26 protein-coding genes are annotated in these 22806 nt (G+C 68.7%); 11 read left to right on the top strand and 15 right to left on the bottom strand.

Going from position 1 to position 22806, the window contains the following annotated elements:
• Position 1: 1 nt before the first annotated feature.
• The 9 genes from SPI01S_RS15270 to SPI01S_RS15230 all read right to left on the bottom strand — a co-directional run bounded on the left by SPI01S_RS15270 (position 2) and on the right by SPI01S_RS15230 (position 7249).
• Positions 2 to 1354, bottom strand: a complete 1353-nt coding sequence (locus tag SPI01S_RS15270) for an alginate export family protein (protein ID WP_084253503.1) — start codon at positions 1352 to 1354, stop codon at positions 2 to 4.
• Positions 1355 to 1407: 53 nt separating this feature from the next.
• Positions 1408 to 2718 carry a tRNA (N6-isopentenyl adenosine(37)-C2)-methylthiotransferase MiaB gene (gene miaB / locus SPI01S_RS15265; RefSeq protein WP_084253502.1) on the bottom strand — a complete coding sequence of 437 codons (1311 nt, stop codon included), beginning with the start codon at positions 2716 to 2718 and terminating at the stop codon, positions 1408 to 1410.
• Positions 2719 to 2918: 200 nt separating this feature from the next.
• A complete protein-coding gene (locus SPI01S_RS15260; RefSeq protein ID WP_373278319.1) occupies positions 2919 to 3812 on the bottom strand; it encodes a lysophospholipid acyltransferase family protein in 894 nt (297 codons plus the stop codon).
• Positions 3790 to 4212: a Fur family transcriptional regulator gene (locus tag SPI01S_RS15255; RefSeq protein ID WP_066724328.1), complete on the bottom strand. Its 423-nt coding sequence runs from the start codon at positions 4210 to 4212 to the stop codon at positions 3790 to 3792. Before SPI01S_RS15255 ends, SPI01S_RS15260 begins: the two co-directional genes overlap by 23 nt.
• A 148-nt stretch (positions 4213 to 4360) precedes the next feature.
• Positions 4361 to 4777, bottom strand: a complete 417-nt coding sequence (locus SPI01S_RS15250) for a Ros/MucR family transcriptional regulator (RefSeq protein ID WP_066724325.1) — start codon at positions 4775 to 4777, stop codon at positions 4361 to 4363.
• Between the two features lie 108 nt (positions 4778 to 4885).
• Positions 4886 to 5362, bottom strand: a complete 477-nt coding sequence (gene rimI, locus SPI01S_RS15245) for a ribosomal protein S18-alanine N-acetyltransferase (RefSeq protein ID WP_066724322.1) — start codon at positions 5360 to 5362, stop codon at positions 4886 to 4888.
• Complete coding sequence (tsaB, locus tag SPI01S_RS15240; RefSeq protein WP_066724320.1) at positions 5359 to 6000, bottom strand: tRNA (adenosine(37)-N6)-threonylcarbamoyltransferase complex dimerization subunit type 1 TsaB; 642 nt, start codon at positions 5998 to 6000, stop codon at positions 5359 to 5361. Before tsaB ends, rimI begins: the two co-directional genes overlap by 4 nt.
• Before the next feature lie 32 nt (positions 6001 to 6032).
• The gene (locus SPI01S_RS15235; protein WP_066724317.1) at positions 6033 to 6626 is read right to left on the bottom strand and encodes a malonic semialdehyde reductase; all 594 of its coding nucleotides are present in this window, start codon (positions 6624 to 6626) and stop codon (positions 6033 to 6035) included.
• Between the two features lie 47 nt (positions 6627 to 6673).
• Positions 6674 to 7249 carry a NifU family protein gene (locus SPI01S_RS15230; RefSeq protein WP_066724314.1) on the bottom strand — a complete coding sequence of 192 codons (576 nt, stop codon included), beginning with the start codon at positions 7247 to 7249 and terminating at the stop codon, positions 6674 to 6676.
• Between the two features lie 234 nt (positions 7250 to 7483).
• Here SPI01S_RS15230 and lnt point away from each other — a divergent pair, with 234 nt between their 5' ends.
• The 7 genes from lnt (at position 7484) to SPI01S_RS15195 (ending at position 14292) form a co-directional block, all read left to right on the top strand.
• The gene (lnt, locus tag SPI01S_RS15225; RefSeq protein WP_066724311.1) at positions 7484 to 9043 is read left to right on the top strand and encodes an apolipoprotein N-acyltransferase; all 1560 of its coding nucleotides are present in this window, start codon (positions 7484 to 7486) and stop codon (positions 9041 to 9043) included.
• Between the two features lie 73 nt (positions 9044 to 9116).
• On the top strand, positions 9117 to 10328 hold the full coding sequence (gene metK, locus SPI01S_RS15220; RefSeq protein ID WP_066724303.1) for a methionine adenosyltransferase: 1212 nt from the start codon (positions 9117 to 9119) through the stop codon (positions 10326 to 10328).
• A 147-nt stretch (positions 10329 to 10475) separates the two neighbouring features.
• Positions 10476 to 11231: an EAL domain-containing protein gene (locus SPI01S_RS15215; protein WP_066724300.1), complete on the top strand. Its 756-nt coding sequence runs from the start codon at positions 10476 to 10478 to the stop codon at positions 11229 to 11231.
• Positions 11232 to 11322: 91 nt separating this feature from the next.
• Positions 11323 to 12084 (top strand): EAL domain-containing protein, encoded by a 762-nt coding sequence (locus tag SPI01S_RS15210; protein ID WP_066724297.1) that lies wholly within the window; start codon positions 11323 to 11325, stop codon positions 12082 to 12084.
• 156 nt (positions 12085 to 12240) lie between these two features.
• Positions 12241 to 12981, top strand: a complete 741-nt coding sequence (locus SPI01S_RS15205) for an EAL domain-containing protein (RefSeq protein ID WP_066724294.1) — start codon at positions 12241 to 12243, stop codon at positions 12979 to 12981.
• A gap of 50 nt (positions 12982 to 13031) precedes the next feature.
• Positions 13032 to 13712 (top strand): tRNA (guanine(46)-N(7))-methyltransferase TrmB, encoded by a 681-nt coding sequence (trmB, locus tag SPI01S_RS15200; protein ID WP_066724292.1) that lies wholly within the window; start codon positions 13032 to 13034, stop codon positions 13710 to 13712.
• Positions 13699 to 14292, top strand: coding sequence for an NUDIX domain-containing protein (locus SPI01S_RS15195; protein WP_066724290.1), 594 nt, complete (start codon positions 13699 to 13701; stop codon positions 14290 to 14292). Before trmB ends, SPI01S_RS15195 begins: the two co-directional genes overlap by 14 nt.
• Here the strand turns inward: SPI01S_RS15195 and SPI01S_RS15190 are convergent.
• Complete coding sequence (locus SPI01S_RS15190; RefSeq protein ID WP_245653620.1) at positions 14268 to 15299, bottom strand: GNAT family N-acetyltransferase; 1032 nt, start codon at positions 15297 to 15299, stop codon at positions 14268 to 14270. The two genes, SPI01S_RS15195 and SPI01S_RS15190, sit on opposite strands and share 25 nt — an antisense overlap.
• Positions 15300 to 15444: 145 nt before the next feature.
• On the opposite strand from SPI01S_RS15190, the gene SPI01S_RS15185 reads away from it, so the two are divergent.
• The 3 genes from SPI01S_RS15185 (at position 15445) to SPI01S_RS15175 (ending at position 17522) form a co-directional block, all read left to right on the top strand.
• Complete coding sequence (locus tag SPI01S_RS15185; protein WP_066724285.1) at positions 15445 to 15900, top strand: DUF2721 domain-containing protein; 456 nt, start codon at positions 15445 to 15447, stop codon at positions 15898 to 15900.
• A 63-nt stretch (positions 15901 to 15963) separates the two neighbouring features.
• The gene (gene purE, locus SPI01S_RS15180) at positions 15964 to 16449 is read left to right on the top strand and encodes a 5-(carboxyamino)imidazole ribonucleotide mutase (RefSeq protein ID WP_066724282.1); all 486 of its coding nucleotides are present in this window, start codon (positions 15964 to 15966) and stop codon (positions 16447 to 16449) included.
• Complete coding sequence (locus SPI01S_RS15175) at positions 16446 to 17522, top strand: 5-(carboxyamino)imidazole ribonucleotide synthase (RefSeq protein ID WP_066724279.1); 1077 nt, start codon at positions 16446 to 16448, stop codon at positions 17520 to 17522. Before purE ends, SPI01S_RS15175 begins: the two co-directional genes overlap by 4 nt.
• 39 nt (positions 17523 to 17561) lie before the next feature.
• On the opposite strand, the gene SPI01S_RS15170 is transcribed toward SPI01S_RS15175, so the two are convergent.
• The 4 genes from SPI01S_RS15170 to ubiA all read right to left on the bottom strand — a co-directional run bounded on the left by SPI01S_RS15170 (position 17562) and on the right by ubiA (position 21064).
• Positions 17562 to 17882, bottom strand: coding sequence for a hypothetical protein (locus tag SPI01S_RS15170; protein WP_066724277.1), 321 nt, complete (start codon positions 17880 to 17882; stop codon positions 17562 to 17564).
• Between the two features lie 105 nt (positions 17883 to 17987).
• The gene (locus SPI01S_RS15165; RefSeq protein WP_066724274.1) at positions 17988 to 18761 is read right to left on the bottom strand and encodes a 3'(2'),5'-bisphosphate nucleotidase CysQ; all 774 of its coding nucleotides are present in this window, start codon (positions 18759 to 18761) and stop codon (positions 17988 to 17990) included.
• Entirely contained in the window at positions 18754 to 20100 is a 1347-nt protein-coding gene (locus tag SPI01S_RS15160; protein WP_066724271.1) for a TldD/PmbA family protein, read from the bottom strand. The genes SPI01S_RS15165 and SPI01S_RS15160 overlap by 8 nt, the downstream gene beginning before the upstream one ends.
• A 31-nt stretch (positions 20101 to 20131) precedes the next feature.
• On the bottom strand, positions 20132 to 21064 hold the full coding sequence (ubiA, locus tag SPI01S_RS15155; protein WP_066724269.1) for a 4-hydroxybenzoate octaprenyltransferase: 933 nt from the start codon (positions 21062 to 21064) through the stop codon (positions 20132 to 20134).
• Positions 21065 to 21177: 113 nt separating this feature from the next.
• Between ubiA and SPI01S_RS15150 the strand changes: the two genes are divergently transcribed.
• Positions 21178 to 21888: an EF-hand domain-containing protein gene (locus SPI01S_RS15150; RefSeq protein ID WP_066724268.1), complete on the top strand. Its 711-nt coding sequence runs from the start codon at positions 21178 to 21180 to the stop codon at positions 21886 to 21888.
• A gap of 11 nt (positions 21889 to 21899) precedes the next feature.
• Here SPI01S_RS15150 and SPI01S_RS15145 read toward each other — a convergent pair whose 3' ends face one another.
• Positions 21900 to 22466 carry a carboxymuconolactone decarboxylase family protein gene (locus SPI01S_RS15145; protein ID WP_066724266.1) on the bottom strand — a complete coding sequence of 189 codons (567 nt, stop codon included), beginning with the start codon at positions 22464 to 22466 and terminating at the stop codon, positions 21900 to 21902.
• Between the last annotated feature and the right edge of the window lie 340 nt (positions 22467 to 22806).

Here is a 22806-nt window from a genome sequence, read left to right as displayed (position 1 = left end):
GCTACAGGTTGATCATCAGGTTGAGCACGCCATATTTCGTCCAGCGCTCCGGCGGGGCGTTGGGCGCATCGCGCAGGAAGCGCCCCTTGGCGAGCAGCACCGCATCTGCCTCCAGCCGCACCGCCTTGCTCAGCCGGTAGCGCACCCGCCCGTCGAGCTGGTGGCCGGCGAAGTCGCCCGACCGCCCACGCGCATCCCGCACGCCGGTGCTGGCGAAGGCGTCGGTGCGCGCCGCCAGCCACATCGGCCGATAGCTCAGCATCAGGTCGGTCCGCGCGTCCGGCGCAGCCTCCGCCTGGAGCGACGGGGCGACGACGTTGCTCCGTGCGATCGCGTTGTAGAGCCCGGCGGGCGCCAGATCGGCGCGGCGCATCCCGAACAGCGTGTCGAACCGGCCATAGCTGCCGCCGGGCGCATCGCCGCTCGCATAATCGAACTCGGCCATCAGCCGCGGCTTCCACGCGCCCGCCCAGCTATACCCCGCCCGCGCATGGACGAACCAGGCGCGCACCGCCTGCCGCGCCGCGCCAGCAGCAATGCTGCCCGATTGCGAACCGGTCTGGCCGATCGCCTCGATTTCATAGTCGAGCTTCGCCGGTGCCGGATCGCGGACGATCCGTACGCTCGCGGTGTCGAGCGAGCGGTCGCGGGTCGGGCGGCCGGGGGTGTCGTGTTCGCCGAGATGGAAATAGCTGGCCTCGATCGTCGCCGGGCCGATGGTGCGGGCGCGGCTGATCAGCCCGCCCCACAGCACCAGCGCCGCACCCTCGCGGTCGATCGCCGGCTGGTTCGACAGCAGCGCGTCGAGGTCGTCCGGCCGCCGGCGCTGCGGCATGGTGTAGATCGCCGTCGCCGCCCAGCGCCCGGCGCTCCAGTCGGCACGCACGCCCGTATAGCCGTTCGTCGTGTTGCGATAATCGTCGGCCGCGACCAGGCGCCGCGAGCCGAGGTTGAGCATGAACCGCCCGACCTGGAGCCGCAGCTTCGATCCACGCCCCAGCGCCGCGCCGAGGTCCAGCTGCACATAGGCCTGCACCGGCTCCAGCGTGTTGACCTCGCCCGTCGTCACCGGCGAGCCGCGATTGCCGTTGTAGACACGGCTGTCCCATAACTCGCCGACCACGCTCACGGCCCCCTGCTGGTAGCGCGCAAGCAGCGTCGTGCGGAAATTGACGAGCTGGTCGCTGTCGTTGAAGCCCGCGCGCGCCTGCCCGTCGATCGCCTCGACGCGCACCCGCTCGCTGGCGGCGAAGGTCAGCCCCTCGGCCGACGGCGGCGGCACGCCCTGCGCCTGGGCAGCGCCCGCTGCGCCGAATGCCAGCAGTGCTGCGATCGGCGCTACGCCCTTCACCATTCGAGTCCCCCCGGATCTGACGCAGCGCCCCTACGCCAGATCCGTGCGGCGGGTCACCCCGAAACGGCGACCCGTTCGCGCCCGGCCAGCGAATTGGGGCCCGCGCTGACCAGCTCGACCTCGATCAGGTCGCCGATCTTCGCGCTGGTCTCCAGATGCACCGATTGCAGCCAGGGCGATTTGCCGATCATCTGGCCGGGGCGGCGCCCCACCCGCTCGATCAGCACCGAGCAGCGGCGGCCGACGCTGGCTTCGTTGAACGCCTGCGAGTGGCGGGCAAGTGCTGCCTGCAGCCGCTGCAGCCGTTCGTCGGCCACCGCGTCGGGCAGATACTGGTCGACCCACGCGGCCGCCGGCGTGCCCGGGCGCGGCGAATATTTGAAGCTGAAACACTGGGCATAGCCGACCGCGTCGACCAGCTGCAGCGTCTCCGCGAACTCGGCCTCGGTCTCGCCGGGGAAGGCGACGATGAAGTCGCCCGACAGCGCGATGTCCGGCCGGGCGGCGCGGACGCGCTCCAGGATGCGGAGGTACGAATCGCGGGTGTGGCTGCGGTTCATCGCCTTGAGGATGCGGTCGCTGCCCGCCTGCACCGGCAGATGCAGGAACGGCATCAGCTTGGCCACATGGGCATGCGCCTCGATCAGCCCCTCGGCCATGTCGTTGGGATGGCTGGTGGTGTAGCGGATACGCGCCAGCCCCTCGATCCGGTCGAGTGCCACGATCAGGTCGTGCAGGCCGCGGCCATCGTCGTCGCCCCAGGCGTTGACGTTCTGGCCGAGCAGCGTGATCTCGCGCGCGCCAGCATCGACCAGCGCCTTGGCCTCGTCAACGATCGCGCCGTACGGCCGGCTCACTTCGGCGCCGCGGGTATAGGGCACCACGCAATAGGTGCAGAACTTGTCGCAGCCTTCCTGCACGGTGAGGAACGCGCTCGGCCCGACCTTGCGGCGCGCGGGCAGCTTGCCGAACTTGCTGGCGAGCGGCATGTCGGTGTCGAGGCCCAGCTGGCCCTGGGCAGCCTTGGCGACGAGGTCCGGCAGGTTGTGATAGGCCTGCGGGCCGACGACCACGTCGACCTTGGCGCGGCGGGCGATCTCCTCGCCCTCGGCCTGCGCGACGCAACCGGCGACCGCGATCATCGGCTTGCTGGCCTCGCGCAGCTTGAGCCGGCCGATCTCCGAATAGACCTTCTCGGTGGCCTTTTCGCGGATATGGCAGGTGTTCAGCACGACGAGATCGGCCTGGTCCGCCTCGGCGGCGACGAGGCCCTGGGCGGCCATCAGCTCGCCCATGCGCTCGCCGTCATAGACGTTCATCTGGCAGCCGTACGACTTGACGTGATAGGTCTTGGGGGTGGTCATGATCGGCGCGCCTATACGCGGAAAAGACGGCAAGAAACAGGCCTTGGGCGTGTTCCCGCCAGCGCCCCATACCGAACCGTCATCCCGGCGAAAGCCGGGATCCATTGGGGTCCCCGTTTTGCCTCTTGCTGACACCGAGAGGCAACTGGGTCCCGGCTTCCGCCGGGAGGACGACCTCTGTGGAGCGGTCGAGCACGACCTTACACGATGGGCCTGGCCGAACCCTCTACCGGCGCCTTGTACCCGATCGGATCCTCCGCGAACCGGAACGGCCGCAGCGGATGCCCGAGCGTGCGGACCATCGCGTCCTCGATCCGCCGCCGGCTTTCTGCCGCGATCGCCTTGCGGCCGGGGAAGTCGCGCGGATCGAACGGTTCCAGGAAATGCACCCGCAGCCGGAAGCGCTGCTTGCGCGCCAGCACGCGCCTGGCGTTGTTCAACCCCCGCTCCTGGCCGATCCAGGCGATGTCCTCGCCCGCCGCGCCATAATCGAGCATCACCGGCTGGACCATCACCCCCGGCGGCGGCGGCTCCAGCACGCGCAGCATCGGCGTCTTGAACGGCAGCAGCGACTTGCCGTCGGTGGTGGTGCCCTCGGGAAAGATCGTCACCGCCCAGGTCTCGGCCAGCGCCTCGCGCAGCTGGTTGATCTGCTCCGCCACACCCATCCGGTTCTCGCGTTTGACGTAGACCGTGCGATTCAGGCTCGCCAGCCAGCCGACCAGCGGCGACGCGCCGATCTCCGCCTTGGCGACGAAGGCCGTGCCGCTCGCCCCGCCAAGTGCCAGGATGTCGATCCAGCTGAGATGGTTGGAGACGTAGAACACATCCCGTTTCAAGGGTGTGCCGACGCACTTCACCTTGGCGCCGGCGATCCGCGCCGCGCTCCCCAGGAACAGCCGGGGCCAGGGCGAGGGCAGCCGCACCAAGCGGAACAGATAGTGGAGCGGCACATGGACCAGCACCGCCAGCACCAGCCGCGCGACGCGGAACCAGACGCGCGCGAGCTCGCTCCCCGTCAGCCGCGTCGGCAGCCCCTGGGTCGCTTCCTCGCGGCGGCGCCGGGCGCGCTCAGTTCTTGCGTTCGAGCGCAACCCCGTAGAGTTCCATGCGGTGGTCGACGAGGCGGAAGCCCAGGCGTTCGGCGATCTGCTTCTGCAGCAGCTCGAGCTCGGGATCGACGAACTCGATCACCTTGCCGCTCTCGACATCGATCAGGTGATCGTGATGCGCCTCGGGCGCCGGTTCATAGCGGGCGCGGCCGTCGCCGAAATCGTGGCGATCGAGGATGCCGGCCTCTTCGAACAGGCGCACGGTGCGATAGACGGTGGCGATCGAAATGCCCGGATCGATCGCGGCAGCGCGCTCATAGACCTTTTCCACATCGGGATGGTCGTCGGCGTCGGAGAGCACGCGCGCGATCACCTTGCGCTGTTCGGTGATGCGCAGCCCTTTTTCGTGGCAGAGCGCTTCGAGATCAATCTTGCGAACCATGACACCGCTGTAGCGCCATTGGCGCCATCGGAAAAGGGCAAGCCTTTGGATGACGCTGATCGACTGGCGGCCCCTCCGCCGGACAAGAAAACGCCGGCCGCGGACAGGGTCCGGGCCGGCGTCTTTCTCTGGTCCTGGGGACGGACGATCAGCGGGTCTTGCGGCGCTTGGTGCCGAGACCGATCTTCTTCGCAAGGCTGCGGCGCTGCTCGGCATAGTTCGGGGCGACCATCGGATAGTCGGCCGGCAGGTTCCACTTGGCGCGATACTGTTCCGGGGTCATCTGATAGTGCGTCATCAGGTGACGCTTCAGCATCTTCAGCTTCTTACCGTCTTCGAGGCAGACGATATAGTCGGGCTTCACCGAAGCGCGCACCGAAACGGCGGGCTCCTGCTTCACTTCCGGCTCCGGCTGCGTGGTGCCCAGGCCGCTCAGCGCGCCGTGCACATTCGAGATCAACTGCGGCAGGTCCGACACGGCCACGCTGTTGTTGCTGACATGCGCGGCAACAATATCGGCGGTCAGCGCGATCAGGGTTTCCTGAATTTCAGATGAAGCTTCCATGATATTCCTTTCGACCCGTTCACGGCGACTATTCTGTTGTCGCCTGAATCGTCCTATCGTTCGAAGCACAGTGATTGGCAAGACATCAAGTCGCAATTGTCATAAATTTTATGACAGGGAACGTGCCAAAGTGAGAGCATCCAACGCTTCACCGCTAGTACCGCGATAATAGCCGCGTCGTTCACCAACCTTGGCGAATCCCTCGCGATGATAGAGGCGGATGGCTCCATTGCCTGCACGCACTTCAAGATGCAGCTTGGTCGCGCCGCGATTGCGCGACTCAGCGATGACCGCGCGCAACAACGCGCTGCCCGCGCCCTGCCCGCGCGCCGCGGGGCTGGTCGCCAGCAGCAACAGTTCGGCTTCGTCCAGCATCGCCCGCGCCATCGCAAAGCCGCAGTCGCGCCCGCCGATACTGGCGACGAGCAGCCACACGCCCGACAGCGCCATCATCCCCATGCACTGGGGCTGGGTCCACGCCTCGCCATAGGCAGGGTCGAACGCGGCCTGCATGATCCGGCTGACCGACGGCAGATCCTGCACCCCGCCTTCGCGCAGCTCGATGGACGGGGGTGCGCCGCTCATGCGAGGCCCCGCTCCGCCAGCGTCTTGGCGTCGGGGCCACGGCCGTAGAGCGGGCGCGGCGGCAGGGTGGTGAAGCCGCGGGGAAGCAGCACCGCGTCGGCCGCGCGCGGCAGCGCCTCGCGCAGGTCCAGCCCCTCGGCAAGCGCCGCGAGATGGCGCACCCCGCTGCCGATGGCGGGACGACCGTCCAGGCTGGCGAGCGCTGCATCGGGACGCAGCGAGGCGAGCGGCGCGGTATCTACCAGGGGCGTCGCGAAATGCTGAACGAACACTTCGCCATGCCCGCCCTCGAGGACGACGGAAAGTCGCTCGAGCACGGGATCGCCGGAGAAGGCGGCCGCTGCGAGCAGTGCCAGCGAGGAATAGCCCTGCACCGGCACGCCCCAGCCGATCGCCAGCCCGCGGGCGGCGGCGAGGCCGACGCGCACGCCGGTGAAGCTGCCCGGGCCGACGTCGACCAGGATCGCGTCGGCCCGGCCGCCGCCGGGCAGCTCGCCGATCATCGGGACCAGCCGCTCGGCATGGCCGCGGCCAACCAGTTCGTGCCGTTCGGCAAGAACGACACCGCCCGCCAGCAAGGCCACCGAACAGGCGGCAGTGGCGGTTTCGATCACGAGCAGTCGCGGGGCTTCAGCCATCGACCCGCGCTAGCCAAAGAAACGGGGGCAGGTCAAATCACCGTGTTGAACTGGTCGAATGCGGGACGCGGCGAACGCGCGAAGATCGTCGAGGGATCACCGATGCCCAGCGTCGAGATGAAGTTCGACTTCACGCCCGGCTGGTCGCCGAAAAACGCTTCGTCGACCTTGGCGTTGTCGAAGCCCGACATCGGGCCGGTGTCGAAGCCGAGCGCCCGCGCTGCGATAATGAAATAGGCGCCCTGAAGCGAAGAGTTGCGGAACGCCTGCTCGCGGCGGCCTTCTTCGGTCGGGAACCAGTTCTTGGCCTCGGGCGCGTGGGGGAACAGCTCGGGCAGATGCTCGTGGAAATTGACGTCGTAGCCGATGATCACACTGGCCGGTGCCTTGCGGATCTTTTCGGCATTGCTGCCGCTGGAAAGGCTCGCCAGCTTGTCCTTGCCGTCCTGGCTCAGGATCCAGACGAACCGCGCCGACTGCTGGTTGACCGACGTGGGCCCCATCTTGAGCAGGTCGTAGATCGCCTCGATATCGGCCTGGGTCACCGGCTGATCGGTATAGCCGTTGAAGCTCCGCGCGGTGCGGAAGATGGTATCGAGGGCGACGTCGTTCAGCGGCTGACCCATTGGCCTGCGGTCCTTTCTTGCGGGGAGGCGGAAAGCGGGCGCGCGCGTCAGATCGCGCGCACCTCGGTAACTTCGGGGACGTAATATTTGAGCAGTTGCTCGATGCCGTTCTTCAGCGTCGCGGTCGACGACGGGCAGCCCGAGCAGGCGCCCTGCATCTGGAGGAAGACCTTCCCCTCGTTGAACCCGCGATACACGATGTCGCCGCCGTCATTGGCGACGGCGGGGCGGATGCGCGTGTCGATCAGTTCGCGGATCTGCGCGACGATGTCCGCATCTTCGGGGTTGTCGCCGAAGTCGGCGCTTTCCGGCGGCACGCTGAAGCTGGCCGCCGACCCTTGCAGGAACAGCGGCATGTTGGCCGAGAAATGGTCGAGCAGGATACCGAGGACATCGGGCTTGAGGCCGATCCAGTCGACGCCGGGCGCGGCGGTGACCGAGATGAAGTCCCGCCCGAAGAAAACGCCGGTCACGTCGCCCAGCGCAAACAGCGCGGTGGCGAGCGGCGAGGCCTCGGCCTCTTCGGGGCTGGCGAAGTCGCGCGTGCCCGCCTCCATCACGATCCTGCCGGGCAGGAACTTGAGCGTGGCGGGGTTCGGCGTGGCTTCGGTCTCGATCAACATGGCGCTCACATGGGCGTGTCCTTGCGCCGGATCAAGCCGCGCCAAGGGAAACGCTGCGTTGCAGCTTCAAAGCTCCTCCCCTTTCGGGGAGGGTTCGGGTGGAGGGTGGAGGATAACCGACCAGCGAAGGGTTCGCTTCCAGCGCAGGCCTCACCCCGACCGCTCCGCTGGAGCGGAGAGGTCCATGGAAAGGCCCCTCCCCCTCGCCGGACACATCGTGTAGGCCCGCCCGCGATGTTTCGCAGTCCGCTGTTCGCCTCGCTGATCCTCGGCATCGTTTCCGCCACCGGCTTCGCGCCGCTGGAATGGTGGCCGCTCACCCTGCTCTGCTTCGCCGGACTGTTCGCGCTGGTATATGCAGCGCCCACGCTTCCCCGCGCCCTGCTGCGCGGCTGGCTGTTCGGGCTTGGTCACTTCACCCTCGGCGACAACTGGATCCAGCACGCCTTCGACTTCCAGGACAAGATGCCGCCGGTGCTCGGCTATTTCGCCGTCGCCCTGCTGGCGATGTACCTTGCGATCTACCCTGCACTGGCGATGGGAGCGGCCTGGGCCTTTGCCCGCAAGGTGAAGCCCCGGTCCGGCTGGGTCGAACCCGACCTCGGCTATGTGCTCGCCGCCGCCGCGGCCTGGATCGCCGCCGAATGGCTGCGTGGAACGCTGTTCACCGGCTATCCATGGAACCCGCTCGGCGTGGTCTGGGTGCCGGTGCCGGGCGTGCGCAACCTCGCGACGCTGATCGGCACCTATGCGCTATCGGGCGTTACGATCGCGATCGCCGGCAGTCTCTACCTCGCCTTCCAGCGCCAATACCGTCCGCTGCTCGTCGCCATCGCCGCGCTGCTCGCGCTCAACCTAGCCTGGTCGGATCGGTGCGACCGCATGCCGTGCATCAGCACCGCGAGCGGCAAGGAGGTGGTGATCGTCCAGCCGAACATCGGCCAGGACGCGGTCGGCCGTCCCGATTATGCCGAGTTCCTGCTGAACCGGATGATCGCGCTCAGCGGCAAGCCCGGCGCCCTCCCCCGGCTGGTCGTCTGGCCCGAGGGCATGGTCGATTACTTCGTCGAGGATGGCTATCCGGTGCAATGGTACCGGCAGGATCCGCGCCTCGTCCGCGCCCGGATCGCCGCAATGCTCGGCCCCTGGGATCAGGCGCTGATCGGCGGCAACGCGCTGCAATTCGGTCGCGACGATCAGCTGCAGGGCGCCGGCAATTCGGTATGGGCCCTGGGGCCGGACGGCATGCTCGGCGGCCGCTACGACAAGGCGCATCTGGTGCCGTACGGCGAATATCTGCCGATGCGCCCGCTGCTCGCCCCGCTCGGCCTCGCCCGGCTGGTGATGGGCGATGTCGACTTCCTGCCCGGCCCCGGCCCGCGCGCGATTGCCGTGCCCGGCTTCGGCAATGCCGGCATCCAGATCTGCTACGAGATCATCTTCTCGGGCCAGGTGGTCGATCGCGCCCACCGCCCCGACTTCCTGTTCAACCCGTCGAACGACGCCTGGTTCGGCAGTTGGGGCCCGCCGCAGCATCTGGCGCAGGCCCGGCTGCGCGCGATCGAGGAGGGCCTGCCGATCCTGCGCTCCACGCCCACCGGCATCTCCGCGCTGATCGACGGCCATGGCCGCCTGCTCGGCACGGTGCCGCCGGGCGAGGCCGGCGCGATCCGCCTGCCGCTGCCGCGCCCGCTGCCGCCCACGCTGTTCTCGAAGCTCGGCAACTGGATGGCGCTGCTGGTCGCCGCGCTTACGGGGTTGTTCGCGATTGCCAATCGGCGATGGGCTCGCTAGGGAGCACATATAAGGAAAGCTTTATATGGGCATGGCAACGGCCCGGCGATCCTTCCCAACCTGAGGAATTTACATGCGTTCCAACTATCTCTTCACGTCCGAGTCCGTCTCCGAAGGCCATCCCGACAAGGTCGCCGACCAGATTTCCGACTCGATCGTCGACCTGTTCCTGTCGAAGGATCCCGAAGCGCGTATCGCCTGCGAGACGCTGACCACCACCCAGCTCGTGGTGCTTGCCGGCGAAATCCGCTGCAAGGGCGTGTACGAGAACGGTGCCTGGGCGCCGGGCGCGCAGGAAGAGATCGAGAAGACCGTCCGCGAGACGGTGAAGCGCATCGGCTATGAGCAGTCGGGCTTCCACTGGCAGACCTTCCGCTTCGAGAACAACCTGCACGGCCAGTCGGCGCACATCGCGCAGGGCGTGGACGCGAGCGGCAACAAGGACGAAGGCGCCGGCGACCAGGGCATCATGTTCGGTTTCGCCTGCGACGAGACCCCGGACCTGATGCCGGCGACGCTCTACTACAGCCACAAGATCCTCGAGCGCATGGCCGCCGATCGCCACTCGGGCGCCGCCCCCTTCCTCGAGCCGGACGCCAAGAGCCAGGTCACCCTGCGCTTCGAGAACGGCAAGCCGGTTGCCGCGACCGCCATCGTCGTCTCGACCCAGCACGCGCCGGGCTATGACGCGGGCGAGAAGGAAGCCGAGCTGCACGCCTATGTGAAGAAGGTCGTTGCCGACCTGCTCCCGGCCGAACTGCTCTCCGACGCGACCGAGTACCACATCAACCCGACCGGCTCGTTCGAAATCGGCGGCCCGGACGGGGATGCGGGCCTGACCGGCCGCAAGATCATCGTCGACACCTATGGCGGCGCTTCGCCCCATGGCGGCGGCGCGTTCAGCGGCAAGGATCCGACCAAGGTCGATCGTTCGGCGGCGTACATCACCCGCTATCTGGCGAAGAACATCGTCGCCGCCGGCCTCGCCGCGCGCTGCACGATCCAGCTCGCCTATGCGATCGGCGTGTCGAAGCCGTTGTCGCTTTATGTCGACACGCACGGCACCGGCACGGTGGGCGACGACAAGATCGAGCAGGCGATCCAGGGCATCGAGAAGCTGGGCGGCCTCACCCCGCGCGGCATCCGCACCCATCTGGGGCTCAACAAGCCGATCTACCAGCCGACCGCGGCCTATGGCCACTTCGGCCGCAAGCCCGAGGGCGATTTCTTCCCTTGGGAGCGCACCGACCTGGTCGAAGACCTGAAGGCAGCACTCGCCGCCTGATCGGTCGTTCTGACCCGAAGATGAAAAGGCCCCGCCGGCACCTGCCGCGCGGGGCTTTTTCATGCACGTGCCGCCCGCTCGTTTCGCCATCGGCCTATAAGAATCCTCGGGCCCGCTATGGTTAATGCGGGCAGTGGAGGAATACGGATGGTTCTCGACACAGAGGACTGGCAGCCCGCACCCGAAGCCGGGCTGCACCTTGCTTTCCGGCCGGTGCACGACGTGATCACCGGCAGGGTCTATGCCTATGAAGCATTGCTGCGCGGCCCCGATGGCGAGGAGGGCGACGAGATCCTCGCCCAGATCCCGTCCGCGCGCCACGCCGAGCTGGACCGGCGCATCGCCGCCGCGGCCGTGTACCGCGCGATGGACGCCGGACTGGGGAGGATGTCGGCGCGGCTGCTGATCCCGATCCTGGCGCCGCGCGCCGCGCCGGCCGGATCCTCGCTCGCCGCCGCAATGGAAGCCGGCCGCCGCACCGGGCTGGTGCCCGAGCGCATGATCTTCGGCATCCACGACTTCGCCGACGTGCCCGGCCAGCACCTCGCCGATCTGGTGGACGGCCATCGCCGCGCCGGCAGCCTCAGCGCCTTTGTCGGCCTCAGCCACGATCCGATCGGGTTCACGCCGTGCGTGCGCTATCGCCCGGAAATGGTGCGGCTCGATCCGGAACTGGTACACGGCATCGACTCGAGCTGGTCGCGCCGGCTGATGCTGGAGGAACTGGCGCCGCGCCTGCGAGACCTGGGCATCCGCGTGATCGCCGACGGCGTCGAGCGCGAGCCCGTGCTGCAGCGGCTGCGGAGCTTCGGCATCTTTCACGTCCAGGGGGAGATGGTCGCGCCCCCGATCCCCGGCGCCCTGCCGCCGACGCGGATAGCGCGGCCCGCCGCGGCCGCCTGACCACGGTGTTAGCCCGAGCGTCACCATCAACGCTCGGGTAATCACTTCCGCCTACCATTCGAAGTAAGGGGACCAAGCTTGGAGATGCCCCGTGCTCGACCAAATCACCCCCGCTCCCCTTCAGGAAGCGCTTCGCCGGGACTGGTTCGCGATGGCGTTCCAACCGGTCGTCAACACCTCCACGCTTATCGTCACCGCCTATGAGGCGACGTTCCGCGGGCCCGAGGGCGAAAGCCCCGCCGCCTTTGTCGAGACGCTGGCCGAGGACAAGCGCCCCACCTTCGACCTGCGCTGCCGCGTCGCCGCGATCGAACAGGCGATGGAGCTGGGCATCACCGAACGCCACACCCGCCTCGCGATCAAGGTGATGCCGCGCTACATCACCGATCCGGTCGCGGACGCCGATCGCATGCTGCGCATCGTCCGCCGCCTCGGCTTCCCGGCGCGCGAGCTGGTGTTCGAGTTCAGCGACCGCGACGATCTCGAAAGCGACAAGATGCTCGCGCTGATGAAGGCCTATCGCAAGCAGGGCTTCCTGATCGCCTTCGACGATTTCGGCGCCGGCGACATGGGCCTGGAGCTGCTTTCCGCGTTCACGCCCGATACGCTCAAGCTTGCCCCCGAGCTGGTCCACAGCCTGTGCAGCAGCTGGGCCAAGCGCATCGTCGTCGAGCGGGTGGCGGAGATCGCCAAGAAGGGTCGCATCCGGCTGATCGCCGAGGGCGTCTCGACTCGCGCCGAGCATGATCGGCTGCGCTCGCTGGAGGTGACGCTGATGCAGGGAGACCTGATCGCACCGGCGCAGGTGGGGGCGCTCCCGGCACCGGCACTGCGACTAAACGCCGCGGCTTGAGCCCGAATCGGGGAGTCGTTTGCAGTCGGCGATTGCAAGCATCGTAGAATCCCCAACCGGTTGAATCCGCTGCGGCGACGCACGGAATGGGAGGCTCAGGCCGAATTGAGTACCCAAGCTTCAGGTTCACAAGAATCGCGTAGAGGAGCACGTACCATGGCCACCACGATGGATCTTCGGATCGACCTGCAGCCGATCGCGGCACAGGGCACCGCCGAGCCCTTCGCCTGGCATGCCGGCATCCACGCGCGTCCCCAGGCGTTCCACACCGTCGACGCGATCCTGCTGCGCGAGGACCGCGCCGCACTGGAAGCCGCCCGCCTCGATCGGGCGCTCGCCGCTGCCGCCCAGGCCGGGCTGGCCGATACCGGCACGCTGCTGGTGGTGCCCGTCCAGGTTCGCGCCGGTTCGCCCGAACGCCTGCTCGGCCACCTGTTCCGCGCCGCGCTACGCCACCGCTTCCCGCTCGACCGAATCGTCGTCGAGATCAGCGCCGACGAAGCGGCCGATCGTGACGCCGCCGCCGCGATGATCCACGCCTGCACCGATCGCGGCATGATGATCGGCCTCGGCGATTTCGCCGCCGGCCCGCTGGCGCTGGGGCTGCTCGCCCATTGCTCGCCGCGGCTGATCCGCCTGGCACCCGCGCTCGCCCATCGCCTCGACGCAGCACCTGCCCGCGCGCGCCTGGTCGAAGGCGTGCTGCGCCTCGCCCGCGGCATGGGCGTGACCGTGATCGCCCCTGCGCCGACCGAGGAAGCCGAACAGCGCGCCGCGGCCGCTGCCGGGCTCCGCCATTTCCAGGGCGAACTCCGCGTCGAGCGCCGCGTCCGCCGCTACACCCGCCCGGTGCGTCGCTGGGGCGCACCCTGTGCCGGGATGCGCATCGCCGCCTGATCCAGCGCGGATTTGCCAGCGCGCGGCAGCACGACTATGCGCTGCGCCCCATGGCCGATCCCATCACCATCCGTCGTCTCTATGGCCGCCGCCAGGGCCACAAGCTCCGCCAGGGCCAGTCCGCACTGGTCGAGGAGCTGCTGCCGCAGGTCAGCGTGCCCGAAGCCGGCCCGCTCGATGCGCAAACCCTGTTCGGCGACGATCGCCCGCTGGAGGTCGAGATCGGCTTCGGCGGCGGCGAGCATCTCGCGGGGCAGGCGGCGATGCGGCCCGATCACGGCTTCATCGGCTGCGAGCCCTTCCTCAACGGCGTGGTCGGTGCGCTCAACCATATCCGCGACGGCGCGCTGGCGAACGTCCGCCTGCACATGGGCGATGCGCTGGAAGTCGTCGAGCGGCTGCCCGATGCCAGCCTGTCGCGCGTCTACCTGCTCCACCCCGATCCCTGGCCCAAGGCGCGCCATGCCAAGCGCCGCATGGTCAACCACGGCCCGCTCGATCTGATCGCCGCCAAGCTCAAGCCCGGCTGCGAGTTCCGGCTGGGCACCGACGATCCGACCTATTGCCGCTGGGCGATGATGGTGATGGGCCAGCGCAAGGACTTCGTCTGGCAGGCGCAGGCCGCGCAGGACTTCCTCACCCGCCCTGCCGACTGGCCCGAGACGCGCTACGAGCGCAAGGCGCGCCGCCAGGGCCATGAGGTATGGTATTTCCGCTATGTCCGGGTCTGAACCCGGCCACCGCATCGAAAGCGTCGCGACGGTCTATGAAGGCTGGGGCCGGCTGCTGCTGGCAACGCTGCGCACGCCCGACGGCAGCCGGATCACCCGCCAGGTCGAGGATCATGGCGATGCCGTCGGCGTCCTCCCCTATGATGCGGCGCGCGGCACGGTGCTGCTCGTCCGCCAGTCGCGCCCGCCGCTGATCTTCCGCGGCGAGATCGAATCGGTCTACGAGGTGCTCGCCGGTCGCATCGATCCGGGTGAAGACGCCGAATCGAGCGCCCGCCGCGAGGCGGTCGAGGAATGCGGCGTCACGCTGGGCACGCTCGCGCTGGTCGGCCATTTCTTCTCGATGCCGGCGGTCTCTACCGAGCGGCTGAGCCTGTACCTCGCACCCTACAGCCTTGCCGATCGCACCAGTGACGGCGGCGGACTGGCGCATGACCACGAGGACATCGAGGTGATCGAGATGCGGCTTGACGATCTATGGGCGATGGGCATGCCCGCGCTCGCCGACATGAAGACGGCGATGCTGGTGCTGGCACTGCGCGAACGCCTCGCCGCTCAGGCCTGGCCGCCCGTCGACTGAGCGCTGCGGCGCCAGCGCCGGCGCAGCAGCCGCGCGCCGAGCGCTTCCGGCCCCGGCCGCACCAGGATCCAGTCGCGGAGCGCCGGGCCCTTCCGTGCCCCCAGTGCCTGCTTGTAGCCGCTGTCGCCCGCCCCCCAATCGACGCTGGTCGCACCCTGCGCGCGGGCGCGGACGAAGTCGCGACAGGCGAGCAGCCGGCCCGGTGAATGCCGCGCTACCGCCGGATCATAGCTGTTGGCGATCACATGGGCGTGCGCACCCGGGACCAGTTGGAACGCGAAGGCCATCGCCCGCCCGTCGATCCGCAGCACCGCCGCCTCGAACATCGCCGCCAGCACCGGGTCGCGCGCCGCCATTCGCCAGAAGGCGCCGTGCCCGCCCGCGGTGAACTTCGCGTCACGGCCGTCGGTGCGCGTGCCGACCCAGCTGCGCCGTTCGAGATCGGCGAGCGCGTCGAAATCCACGGCGCCCCATTCCCAGGCGACCGCACCCTCGCCCGCGAGGCGCTTTTCCAGATACCGGTTCTTTCGCAGCGTCGATCCGCGCGGCCAGTCTTCGGCCGTTCGAAGATCGAGGAGGAAGCTGTCGGCCAGATGGCGATCGAGCAGCGCCCAGCCCCTGGCGAGCGCCGCCGCCTTCAGCCATTCGAGCGTCGGATCGCCGTCCGGGACGGGCCCGATCCGCAAGGCGCGCACCTGCCGGGCCAGCGCGGCCAGCAGCGCGTCCGCCACCGCCTGGCCGGCGTCTTCGGCCACGGGGAAGCTGCGAAAGGGCCAGTAGCAGCCGGGCAGCTCCGCCAACCCCAGCCAGCGCGGCCCTCTGGCGACGAAGGGCAGCGCCGCAACAGGGAACCCGTCCGCCTCCACCACCAGCGTCTGCGCCGTGCCGCCATAGGCTGCAAGCGCAGCGGCGTACCAGGCGCGGCGGAGGAAGCGGTGGCGCTCCGGACCCCGTTCCGCGACCGGATCCAGCGCGGGAGAGAGCCCCGCAACGCAGATGGTGCGCACCGCCTGCCCGCCTCCGCCTTCGCGGGGATGACGCCGGAGAAAGGAGACCGAAAAGGCCATTCGCGCGTCCTAGTCGTTCACCCCTTACCATCCGGTGCAAGCCATGCTTGCGCCGCGCGCACTACCCCTTGCATAAGGAGCATGCATGGAAGGCCCTTATCTCTCCACCGTCTCGGAAACGATCCAGGCTGCGATCGCACCGGTATTCCTGCTCGCCGGCATCGGCGCGTTCCTCAACACGATGGTTGGCCGGCTTGCCCGCATCGTCGATCGCGCGCGGATCATCGAGGAGCTCCATCCCCGCTCAAGCGGCCCGGAGCATGACCGGCACGTATGGGAATTACGGATCATCGATCGCCGTATCTCGGTGATCAACAACGCGATCTTCCTCTGCACCGCCAGCGCGCTCGCCATCTGTATGGTCGTGGCGCTGATGTTCGTCTCGCGGCTCGCCAACCTGCATGTCGGGATCTGGGTCGCCGTCGCCTTCATCATCTCGATGCTGCTGCTGATCGCGGGGCTGCTCTATTTCCTTGTCGAGGTGCGGATGTCGCTCAAGGCGATCCATGTCCGCCAGGAACTGCTCGAACTCGATTCGTAGCCCATTGCCCTGAGCGCCCCGTCTCACTAACACCCGCGCTTCCATTCCACGGTCGGGCAGGCAATGGCGGACGCACCACTTATCGGCATCATCATGGGCAGCACCTCCGATTGGGAGACGATGCGCCACGCGGCCGACATCCTTACCGAACTCGGCGTGCCGCATGAGACGAAGGTCGTCTCCGCGCACCGCACCCCGCAGCGGCTGTATGACTACGCCACCAGCGCGGCGGATCGCGGCCTCAAGGTGATCATCGCCGGTGCCGGCGGCGCGGCGCATCTTCCCGGCATGGCGGCGGCGATGACGCACCTGCCGGTGCTCGGCGTGCCGGTCGAATCCAAGACGATGAAGGGCCTCGATAGCCTCTATTCGATCGTCCAGATGCCCGGCGGCATCCCCGTCGGCACGCTGGCGATCGGCAAGGCGGGCGCCAAGAACGCCGCGCTGCTCGCCGCCGCGATCCTCGCTACGGCGGACGAGGGCCTCACCGAGCGGCTGATCGCCTGGCGCACCGCGCAGACCGACAGCGTCGCGGAGGAACCGGCATGAACGACATCCTCCCCCCCGGCTCGACCATCGGCATCCTCGGCGGCGGCCAGCTCGGCCGGATGATCGCGGTTGCCGCCGCCAACCTCGGCTATCGCACGCATGTCCTCGCCCCCGACGAGGAAAGCATCGCCGCGCAGACCGCCTCCAGCTTCACCCGCGCCGATTATCACAGCCATATCGTGCTCGACGAACTCGCAAGTCACGCCGACGTGATCACCTACGAGTTCGAGAATGTCGCACTCGCCCCCGTCGCGCATCTGGCGAGCAAGGTGCCGGTGCGCCCCGGTGCCAAGAGCCTGGAGATCGCGCAGGACCGCGCCAACGAAAAGGCGTTCGTGGCCGATCTCGGAGGCCGCACCGCGCCCTGGGCGCTGGTCACCACCCGCGACGAACTGCACGACGCGATCGCCAAGATCGGCGCGCCGTCGATCCTGAAGACGCTGCGCCTCGGCTATGACGGCAAGGGCCAGGTGCGCCTGCACGATGCCTCGGAAGCGGATGCGGCCTGGGCAGCCATCGGGGAACGCCCGGCGATCCTCGAAGGCTTCGTCACCTTCAGCCACGAATTCTCGATCATCACGGTGCGCGGGCTCGACGGCACGCTGGCAAGCTATCCGCCGCCCTGGAACGAGCACAAGGACGGCATCCTCGCCCGCTCCACCCTCCCGGCCCCGGCGGAAATCGCCCGCCATTGGACCGAGGCGGCGGCGCTTTCCGGCCGCGTCGCCGAGGCGCTGGGCCATATCGGCGTGCTGACCTGCGAGTTCTTCGCGACCGAGCAGGGCCCGGTGTTCAACGAAATGGCGCCGCGCGTCCACAATAGCGGGCACTGGACGATCGAGGGCGCCGAGACCTCGCAGTTCGAGAACCATGTCCGCGCGATCTGCGGCCTGCCTTTGGGCTCGACCGCGCTGACCGGCAGCCATGTGGAAATGGAAAACCTGATCGGCGACGAGGCGAACCGCTGGCCCGAGCTGCTCGCCGAGCCGGGCACGCATCTCCACCTCTACGGCAAGGGCCAGGCCCGGCCGGGGCGGAAGATGGGGCATGTCACGCGGGTGAAGCGCGGCTAGGCAAAGCCCCTCATCACTGCAGCTTCTGGATCGGGACGCTCAGTTACCCTCAGCGTCGACGACGATCGTCACGGGCCGACCGCGCGACATGGGATCCCACCCGGCGGAGATCGCGGAACGGACGCACCGCGCGATCGTCGCATCGTCGAGCTGGAGGCGACCGCGCGGCAGCCCCTTCAAGAGCCGCTTGGGCGCCGGGAATTCGACAAGCACTTCGCGCTTGGCATCCCGCTGCACCAGCGAAATGGTCATTCCTTTCCACCCTTCGTCGTCCGACAGATGGGGCTCGCAATGGAGATGCCAGTCATATGTCACGCCATCAAGATCGATGGCACCGGCGTTCTTATGGGATTTCGACATGGGGCCGCCCTAACATAGCAACCTTGCCAAGGCACGGGTGCAGGATACGCCTTATGCGCAGGCGTTCCCACCTCGTCCGGAATCAAGCGATCAGATGCGGTTTGCCTAGCGCTTCCCCGGCTCCACCCGGTCCGCCAGCCGCGCCACCGCCGCAGCGTGGATGCCCGGCGTCGTCGCCAGCACGCCATAGGCCTCGCCCGCCGGGGTGTTGAACGAAAGCGGCTGGCCCAGCGCGTCGGTTACCGCCGCACCGGCCTCGCGCGCGAGCAGCACGGCGGCGGCGATGTCCCACTCATGCCCCCAGCGCAGCGTCGCGACGAGGTCGGCTTCGCCCGCCGCGACCATCGCGATGCGCAGTGCGATGGAGTTGGGCTTGGGGACCATCACCAGGTCGCGGTCGACCTTGGGGAGCTGGTCCGCCGGCACCCGCGCACCGGGCAGGTCTGTCCGCTCGGCGGCCCGCAAGGCCGTGCCGTTTCGCCAGGCCCCTTCCCCGGCCCGCGCCGTCCACACCTCGCCCCGCGCCGGTGCGTCGAGCACGCCGATCACCGGCTGACCGTCTTCCACCAGTGCGATCGAGACCGCCCAGCCCGGCCGCCCGCGCAGATAATCGCGCGTGCCGTCGATCGGATCGACCACCCAGAGCCGGGAGAGCGAAAGCCGATCTGCATTGTCCACCGTCTCTTCCGAAAGCCAGCCGGCATCGGGCAGCAGCCCCCCCAGCCGCGCGCGCAGCAGCGCATCGACCTCCAGGTCGACCGCGCAGACCGGGTTCCCCGGCGCCTTTTCCCAGCGCGCGAAATCGCTCTGCCACCGCGCCATGGCGTGGCGGCCCGCCTCGGCGGCGATGGCGGCGATCTCGGCGGCGAGCTCAGGCACCGGCGATCGTCATCCCGTCGATGCGCAGCGTCGGCGCGTTGATGCCATAGCGGAACTCGAGGTCGTTGGCGGGCGTGATCGCGCGGAACATGTCCTTGAGGTTGCTTGCGATGGTGATCTCGGAGACGGGCACCGTCAGTTCGCCCTTCTCGATCAGGAAGCCCGCCGCACCCCGGCTATAGTCGCCGGTCACGCCGTTGACGCCCTGGCCGATCAGCTCGAACACGTACAAGCCATAGTCGATCTCGCCGATCAGCGTCTCTGCCGGTACATGCCCCGCTTCCATATAGAGATTGCTCGGCGACACGCCCGGCGCGCCGCCCCCGCCGCGCGTCGCATGGCCGGTCGGCTCCAGCCCCAGCTGACGGGCCGCGGCGCTCTCCAGCAGCCAGGTCTCCAGCATGCCTTCGCGGACCAGCTGCATGCGGTTGACCGGCAGCCCCTCGCCGTCGAACGGGCGCGAGCGGATGCCGCGCGGGCGGTGCGGATCGTCCCAGATCGTCACGCCGGGCGCGAACACCTGCGTACCCAGCGCGTCGAGCAGGAAGCTGGTCTTGCGCGTGATCGCCGCGCCCGAAATGGCCCCGATCAGATGCCCGAGCATCCCGGAAGATACCCGGCGATCGAACACCACCGGCATCGCGCCGCTGGGAATCTTGCGCGGGTTCAGCCTGGCGACCGCCCGTTCGCCGGCGAGCCGCCCGATCGCCTCGGGCGCATCGAGCATCGCGGCGTGGCGAGCGGAATGATGCGCATGGTCGCGCTCCATCGCGCCGTCGCTGCCCGCCAGCACGCTGGCGGAGATGCCGTGGCTCGATTGCGCATAGGCGCCGCTGAAGCCGTGGCTGGTCACGAGTGCGAGCTGCACCCGGCTCGCCCCGGCGCCCGCGCCTTCGCTGTTGGTGACGCCGGCCACCCCGCGCGCGGCTTCCTCGGCGGCGAGCGCGCGGGCCTTGAGCGCGGCAGGCTCCACCTCCGCGCCATCGTCGAGGTCTAGCTGCGGCGGCAGCCCGTGCATCAGCCGATCTTCCGGCGCCAGGCCCGCCCATTGATCCTCCGGCGCCTCGCGCGCCATCGCGACCACGCGCTCCACCAAGGTGGCAATGGCGTCGCTGCTCAGGTCGCTGGTCGAGACGCTGGCGGAGCGCTTGCCGACGAACACCCGCAGGTCCAGTTCCTCGGCCTCGGAGCGCTCGACATCCTCCAGCGCCCCCATCCGGACGGAAACGGAGAGCGAGCGGTCGGCGGAGAAGACGGCGTCGGCGGCATCCGCACCCGCACGGCGGGCCCGCGCCACGGCATCGGCGGCGCGCTCCAGGGCCTGTTCGTTGTTCAGCATCCCCGCGACTTAGGAGCGCGGGGCCACAAAATCAAAGTCCGGACAAACCCACCACCACGCAGGCGGCCAGCATCAGGAACCCCGCGTCGCGATTGGCACGGAACCGGCGCAGCGCATTGGTGCCGTCGGCGAGCTTCAGCGTGGCGATCTGCCAGGCGAAATGCACCGCCACCGGCAGCAGCGCGAGCAGCGCCAGCGGATCGGGCCGCACCGTCCACAAGGCCCATCCCCACAGCAGCAGCGCGAGCAGGTAGAGCAGCCCCACCCCGCCCCGAACGTGCGCCCCCATCCGCCGCGCCGAGGAGCGGACGCCGACGATCGCGTCGTCCTCCACGTCCTGCAGCGCGTAGATGGTGTCGTAGCCGATCACCCACAGGATCGTGCCGGCATAGAGCCACCACTGCGCGCCCTGGCGACTGGCGAACGCCGCCGCCGGATCGCCCGCGACGAACCCCACCACCGCGCCCGATCCGAACACGATGCCGAGGAATGCCTGCGGCCACCAGGTGATGCGCTTCATGAACGGATAGGCGGCGACCACCGGCAGCGTCGCCAGCGACCAGAGCTTGGCGGGGGTAGGCATCGCCAGCCACACGGCCAGGCCGATCGCCAGCAGCACCGCCAGCCAGGTCCAGGCCGCGCGCAGCGAGACGGCACCGCTCGGCAGCGGGCGGCTGCGGGTGCGCGCCACCTGCGCGTCAAGGTCGCGGTCGACGATGTCGTTGTAGACGCAGCCTGCGCCCCGCATGGCGATCGCGCCCGCCAGCATCGCGCCGATCCGCCACCACCCGCCCTCGGGCAGGCCCGAGAGCAGCCCCCCCCAGGCGCAGGGCAGGAACAGCAGCCACCAGCCGATCGGCCGGTCGAAGCGCGCGAGCAGCGCATAGGGTCGCCACGCGCGCGGCAGCAGGCCGAGCAAGCCGCGATGTTCGGTATCGGGGACAATGGGGGGTGCGCCGGTCATGCGCCGCCTGCTGCCACAATCCCGCGCCTGCCCCCAAGCCGAAATTTTCGGGCACAATTTCGCGACAATCGCTAGGTAGCGGGGCGAACGGGTTTTCGGGTGGAGAGCAGGATATGCGGATTCAGGTGTTGGCCGGGCTGTTGCTCGTGCTCGCAAGCGGCGCACAGGCGCAGGACGGACCGCCGGCGCCGGCGGGCGGTCGCCCGCGCGGCTTGTTCGTCAGCCCGATGGGCGAGCCGTTCCGCGGCACGCCCGACGGAAAGGCGCCGCAGGACGCCTGGTTCGACGGCGCCGACGCCAACCATGACGGCGCGCTGACGCTCGACGAGTTCCGCGACGATGCGATGCGCTGGTTCAAGGTGCTCGATCGCAAGGGCGACGGCGAGATCGATCCCGCCGACATCGAAGTGTATGAGACGGTGCTGGCACCCGAGGCGCGCGGCGGCGGGTTCGAGATGGGCGGCCCGACGATGGGCGACAATGGCGAGGTCAAGGCGGCCGAGATCGGCTCCACCCGCGTGCTGAGCGGGCTTGCCCGGTTCAACTATCTCGGCAGCCCCGAGCCGGTGACGGCGGCGGATTCGAGCCTCAACGGCGGTGTCACGCCGGTCGAGTTCCTGGGCGCCGCCAAGCGCCGCTTCGACCTGCTCGACACCAACCATGACGGCAAGATCACCAAGGCCGAACTGCCCGAACTCCGCAGCGGCCCGATGAAGCGGCGCGGCGGTCGCGGTGGCGGCGGCGAGGGTGGTGGCCGTCGTGGCGGCGGCGGTAATCGCGGCGGCTATATGGGCGGATCGATGGGCGGCAGCATGGGGGGCTGAGCCCCCCGCCCTCACGCGCGCTCGGGCACCGGCACGTTGAAGCCGTTGAGCGTCACCGAGACCAGGCTGTACAGCCCGACCAGATAGATCAGCTCGTTCGCACCGTGCTGGCCGAAGGTATCGACCGCGAGGCGGTAGCACGGCTCGGGCAGCACCCCGCCCTTGACCAGCGCATAGGCGACGTCGAACGCGACGTTTTCCTGCTCGTTCAGGTCGGCGGGCTTCAGCCCGGCGCAGATGGCGGAGATGCGCGCGGGCGACATCTTCTCCTCCTCGGCTACCGCGACATGCGCGTAGATCTCGTACGCCGCATCGAAATGCGCGCCGGTGACGAGGATCGCGACCTGCCGCGCCGGATCGGGCAGCGTCGCCTCCATCGACATCGCCTTGGTCAGCGCCCAGATCGCGCCGCCGATCCGCGGTTCGTGCAGCCACGGGTTCCAAGGGCCGAGCAGGCTGCCATCCTCGCCCACCGCGACGAAGGCGTTGAAGTTGGACGAAATGCCGCGCTTCATATCCTCGTAGAGCGGCTTCTGGTCGTCGGAAAGCTGGTCGGGCTTCAGGAGGGGCAGGCGCATCGGGGTGCAGTCCTTGGTTGGACGCGGCGGAGCTGCCGCGCTGCACAAATGCTACAGCACGCGGTTGGCTCCGGCGATCCTACCCAAGGATAGAACGGGGGCTGGACGCATACACCGCCGCTCGCGGACGCGCGCGCCAAACGGCTGAAGTTGGTGGGAAGCGGACGATCGACTTTGAGTCGATCAGGCGAACAGCTGCCATACAATCGATATGATCACCACGACGAGCAATGCCATCCCGAATTCGGCTGGCCTGAGGTTGCGGCCGCCGATGCGATCATACCAGCGGTCGCCATGTCCAAATGGCTCGAAGGCCATCGTGGGTTCCTTTCGTCTGCAG

Source organism: Sphingomonas pituitosa NBRC 102491 (assembly GCF_001598435.1).
GTDB classification, from domain to species: Bacteria; Pseudomonadota; Alphaproteobacteria; order Sphingomonadales; family Sphingomonadaceae; genus Sphingomonas; species Sphingomonas pituitosa.
This window is presented reverse-complemented; position numbering and strand designations above follow the sequence as displayed.

Bases quoted from the DNA above. Each gene is read 5' to 3' on its own strand.
- metK (WP_066724303.1), top strand. From the start codon at position 9,117: ATGCGTTCCAACTATCTCTTCACGTCCGAGTCCGTCTCCGAAGGCCAT.
- SPI01S_RS15160 (WP_066724271.1), bottom strand. From the start codon at position 20,100: ATGCTGAACAACGAACAGGCCCTGGAGCGCGCCGCCGATGCCGTGGCG.
- SPI01S_RS15250 (WP_066724325.1), bottom strand. From the start codon at position 4,777: ATGGAAGCTTCATCTGAAATTCAGGAAACCCTGATCGCGCTGACCGCC.
- rimI (WP_066724322.1), bottom strand. From the start codon at position 5,362: ATGAGCGGCGCACCCCCGTCCATCGAGCTGCGCGAAGGCGGGGTGCAG.
- SPI01S_RS15175 (WP_066724279.1), top strand. From the start codon at position 16,446: ATGAACGACATCCTCCCCCCCGGCTCGACCATCGGCATCCTCGGCGGC.
- lnt (WP_066724311.1), top strand. From the start codon at position 7,484: ATGTTTCGCAGTCCGCTGTTCGCCTCGCTGATCCTCGGCATCGTTTCC.
- SPI01S_RS15230 (WP_066724314.1), bottom strand. From the start codon at position 7,249: ATGTTGATCGAGACCGAAGCCACGCCGAACCCCGCCACGCTCAAGTTC.
- purE (WP_066724282.1), top strand. From the start codon at position 15,964: ATGGCGGACGCACCACTTATCGGCATCATCATGGGCAGCACCTCCGAT.
- SPI01S_RS15185 (WP_066724285.1), top strand. From the start codon at position 15,445: ATGGAAGGCCCTTATCTCTCCACCGTCTCGGAAACGATCCAGGCTGCG.
- miaB (WP_084253502.1), bottom strand. From the start codon at position 2,718: ATGACCACCCCCAAGACCTATCACGTCAAGTCGTACGGCTGCCAGATG.
- SPI01S_RS15170 (WP_066724277.1), bottom strand. From the start codon at position 17,882: ATGTCGAAATCCCATAAGAACGCCGGTGCCATCGATCTTGATGGCGTG.
- trmB (WP_066724292.1), top strand. From the start codon at position 13,032: ATGGCCGATCCCATCACCATCCGTCGTCTCTATGGCCGCCGCCAGGGC.
- SPI01S_RS15195 (WP_066724290.1), top strand. From the start codon at position 13,699: ATGTCCGGGTCTGAACCCGGCCACCGCATCGAAAGCGTCGCGACGGTC.
- SPI01S_RS15150 (WP_066724268.1), top strand. From the start codon at position 21,178: ATGCGGATTCAGGTGTTGGCCGGGCTGTTGCTCGTGCTCGCAAGCGGC.
- tsaB (WP_066724320.1), bottom strand. From the start codon at position 6,000: ATGGCTGAAGCCCCGCGACTGCTCGTGATCGAAACCGCCACTGCCGCC.
- SPI01S_RS15215 (WP_066724300.1), top strand. From the start codon at position 10,476: ATGGTTCTCGACACAGAGGACTGGCAGCCCGCACCCGAAGCCGGGCTG.
- ubiA (WP_066724269.1), bottom strand. From the start codon at position 21,064: ATGACCGGCGCACCCCCCATTGTCCCCGATACCGAACATCGCGGCTTG.
- SPI01S_RS15145 (WP_066724266.1), bottom strand. From the start codon at position 22,466: ATGCGCCTGCCCCTCCTGAAGCCCGACCAGCTTTCCGACGACCAGAAG.
- SPI01S_RS15270 (WP_084253503.1), bottom strand. From the start codon at position 1,354: ATGGTGAAGGGCGTAGCGCCGATCGCAGCACTGCTGGCATTCGGCGCA.
- SPI01S_RS15255 (WP_066724328.1), bottom strand. From the start codon at position 4,212: ATGGTTCGCAAGATTGATCTCGAAGCGCTCTGCCACGAAAAAGGGCTG.
- SPI01S_RS15235 (WP_066724317.1), bottom strand. From the start codon at position 6,626: ATGGGTCAGCCGCTGAACGACGTCGCCCTCGATACCATCTTCCGCACC.
- SPI01S_RS15205 (WP_066724294.1), top strand. From the start codon at position 12,241: ATGGCCACCACGATGGATCTTCGGATCGACCTGCAGCCGATCGCGGCA.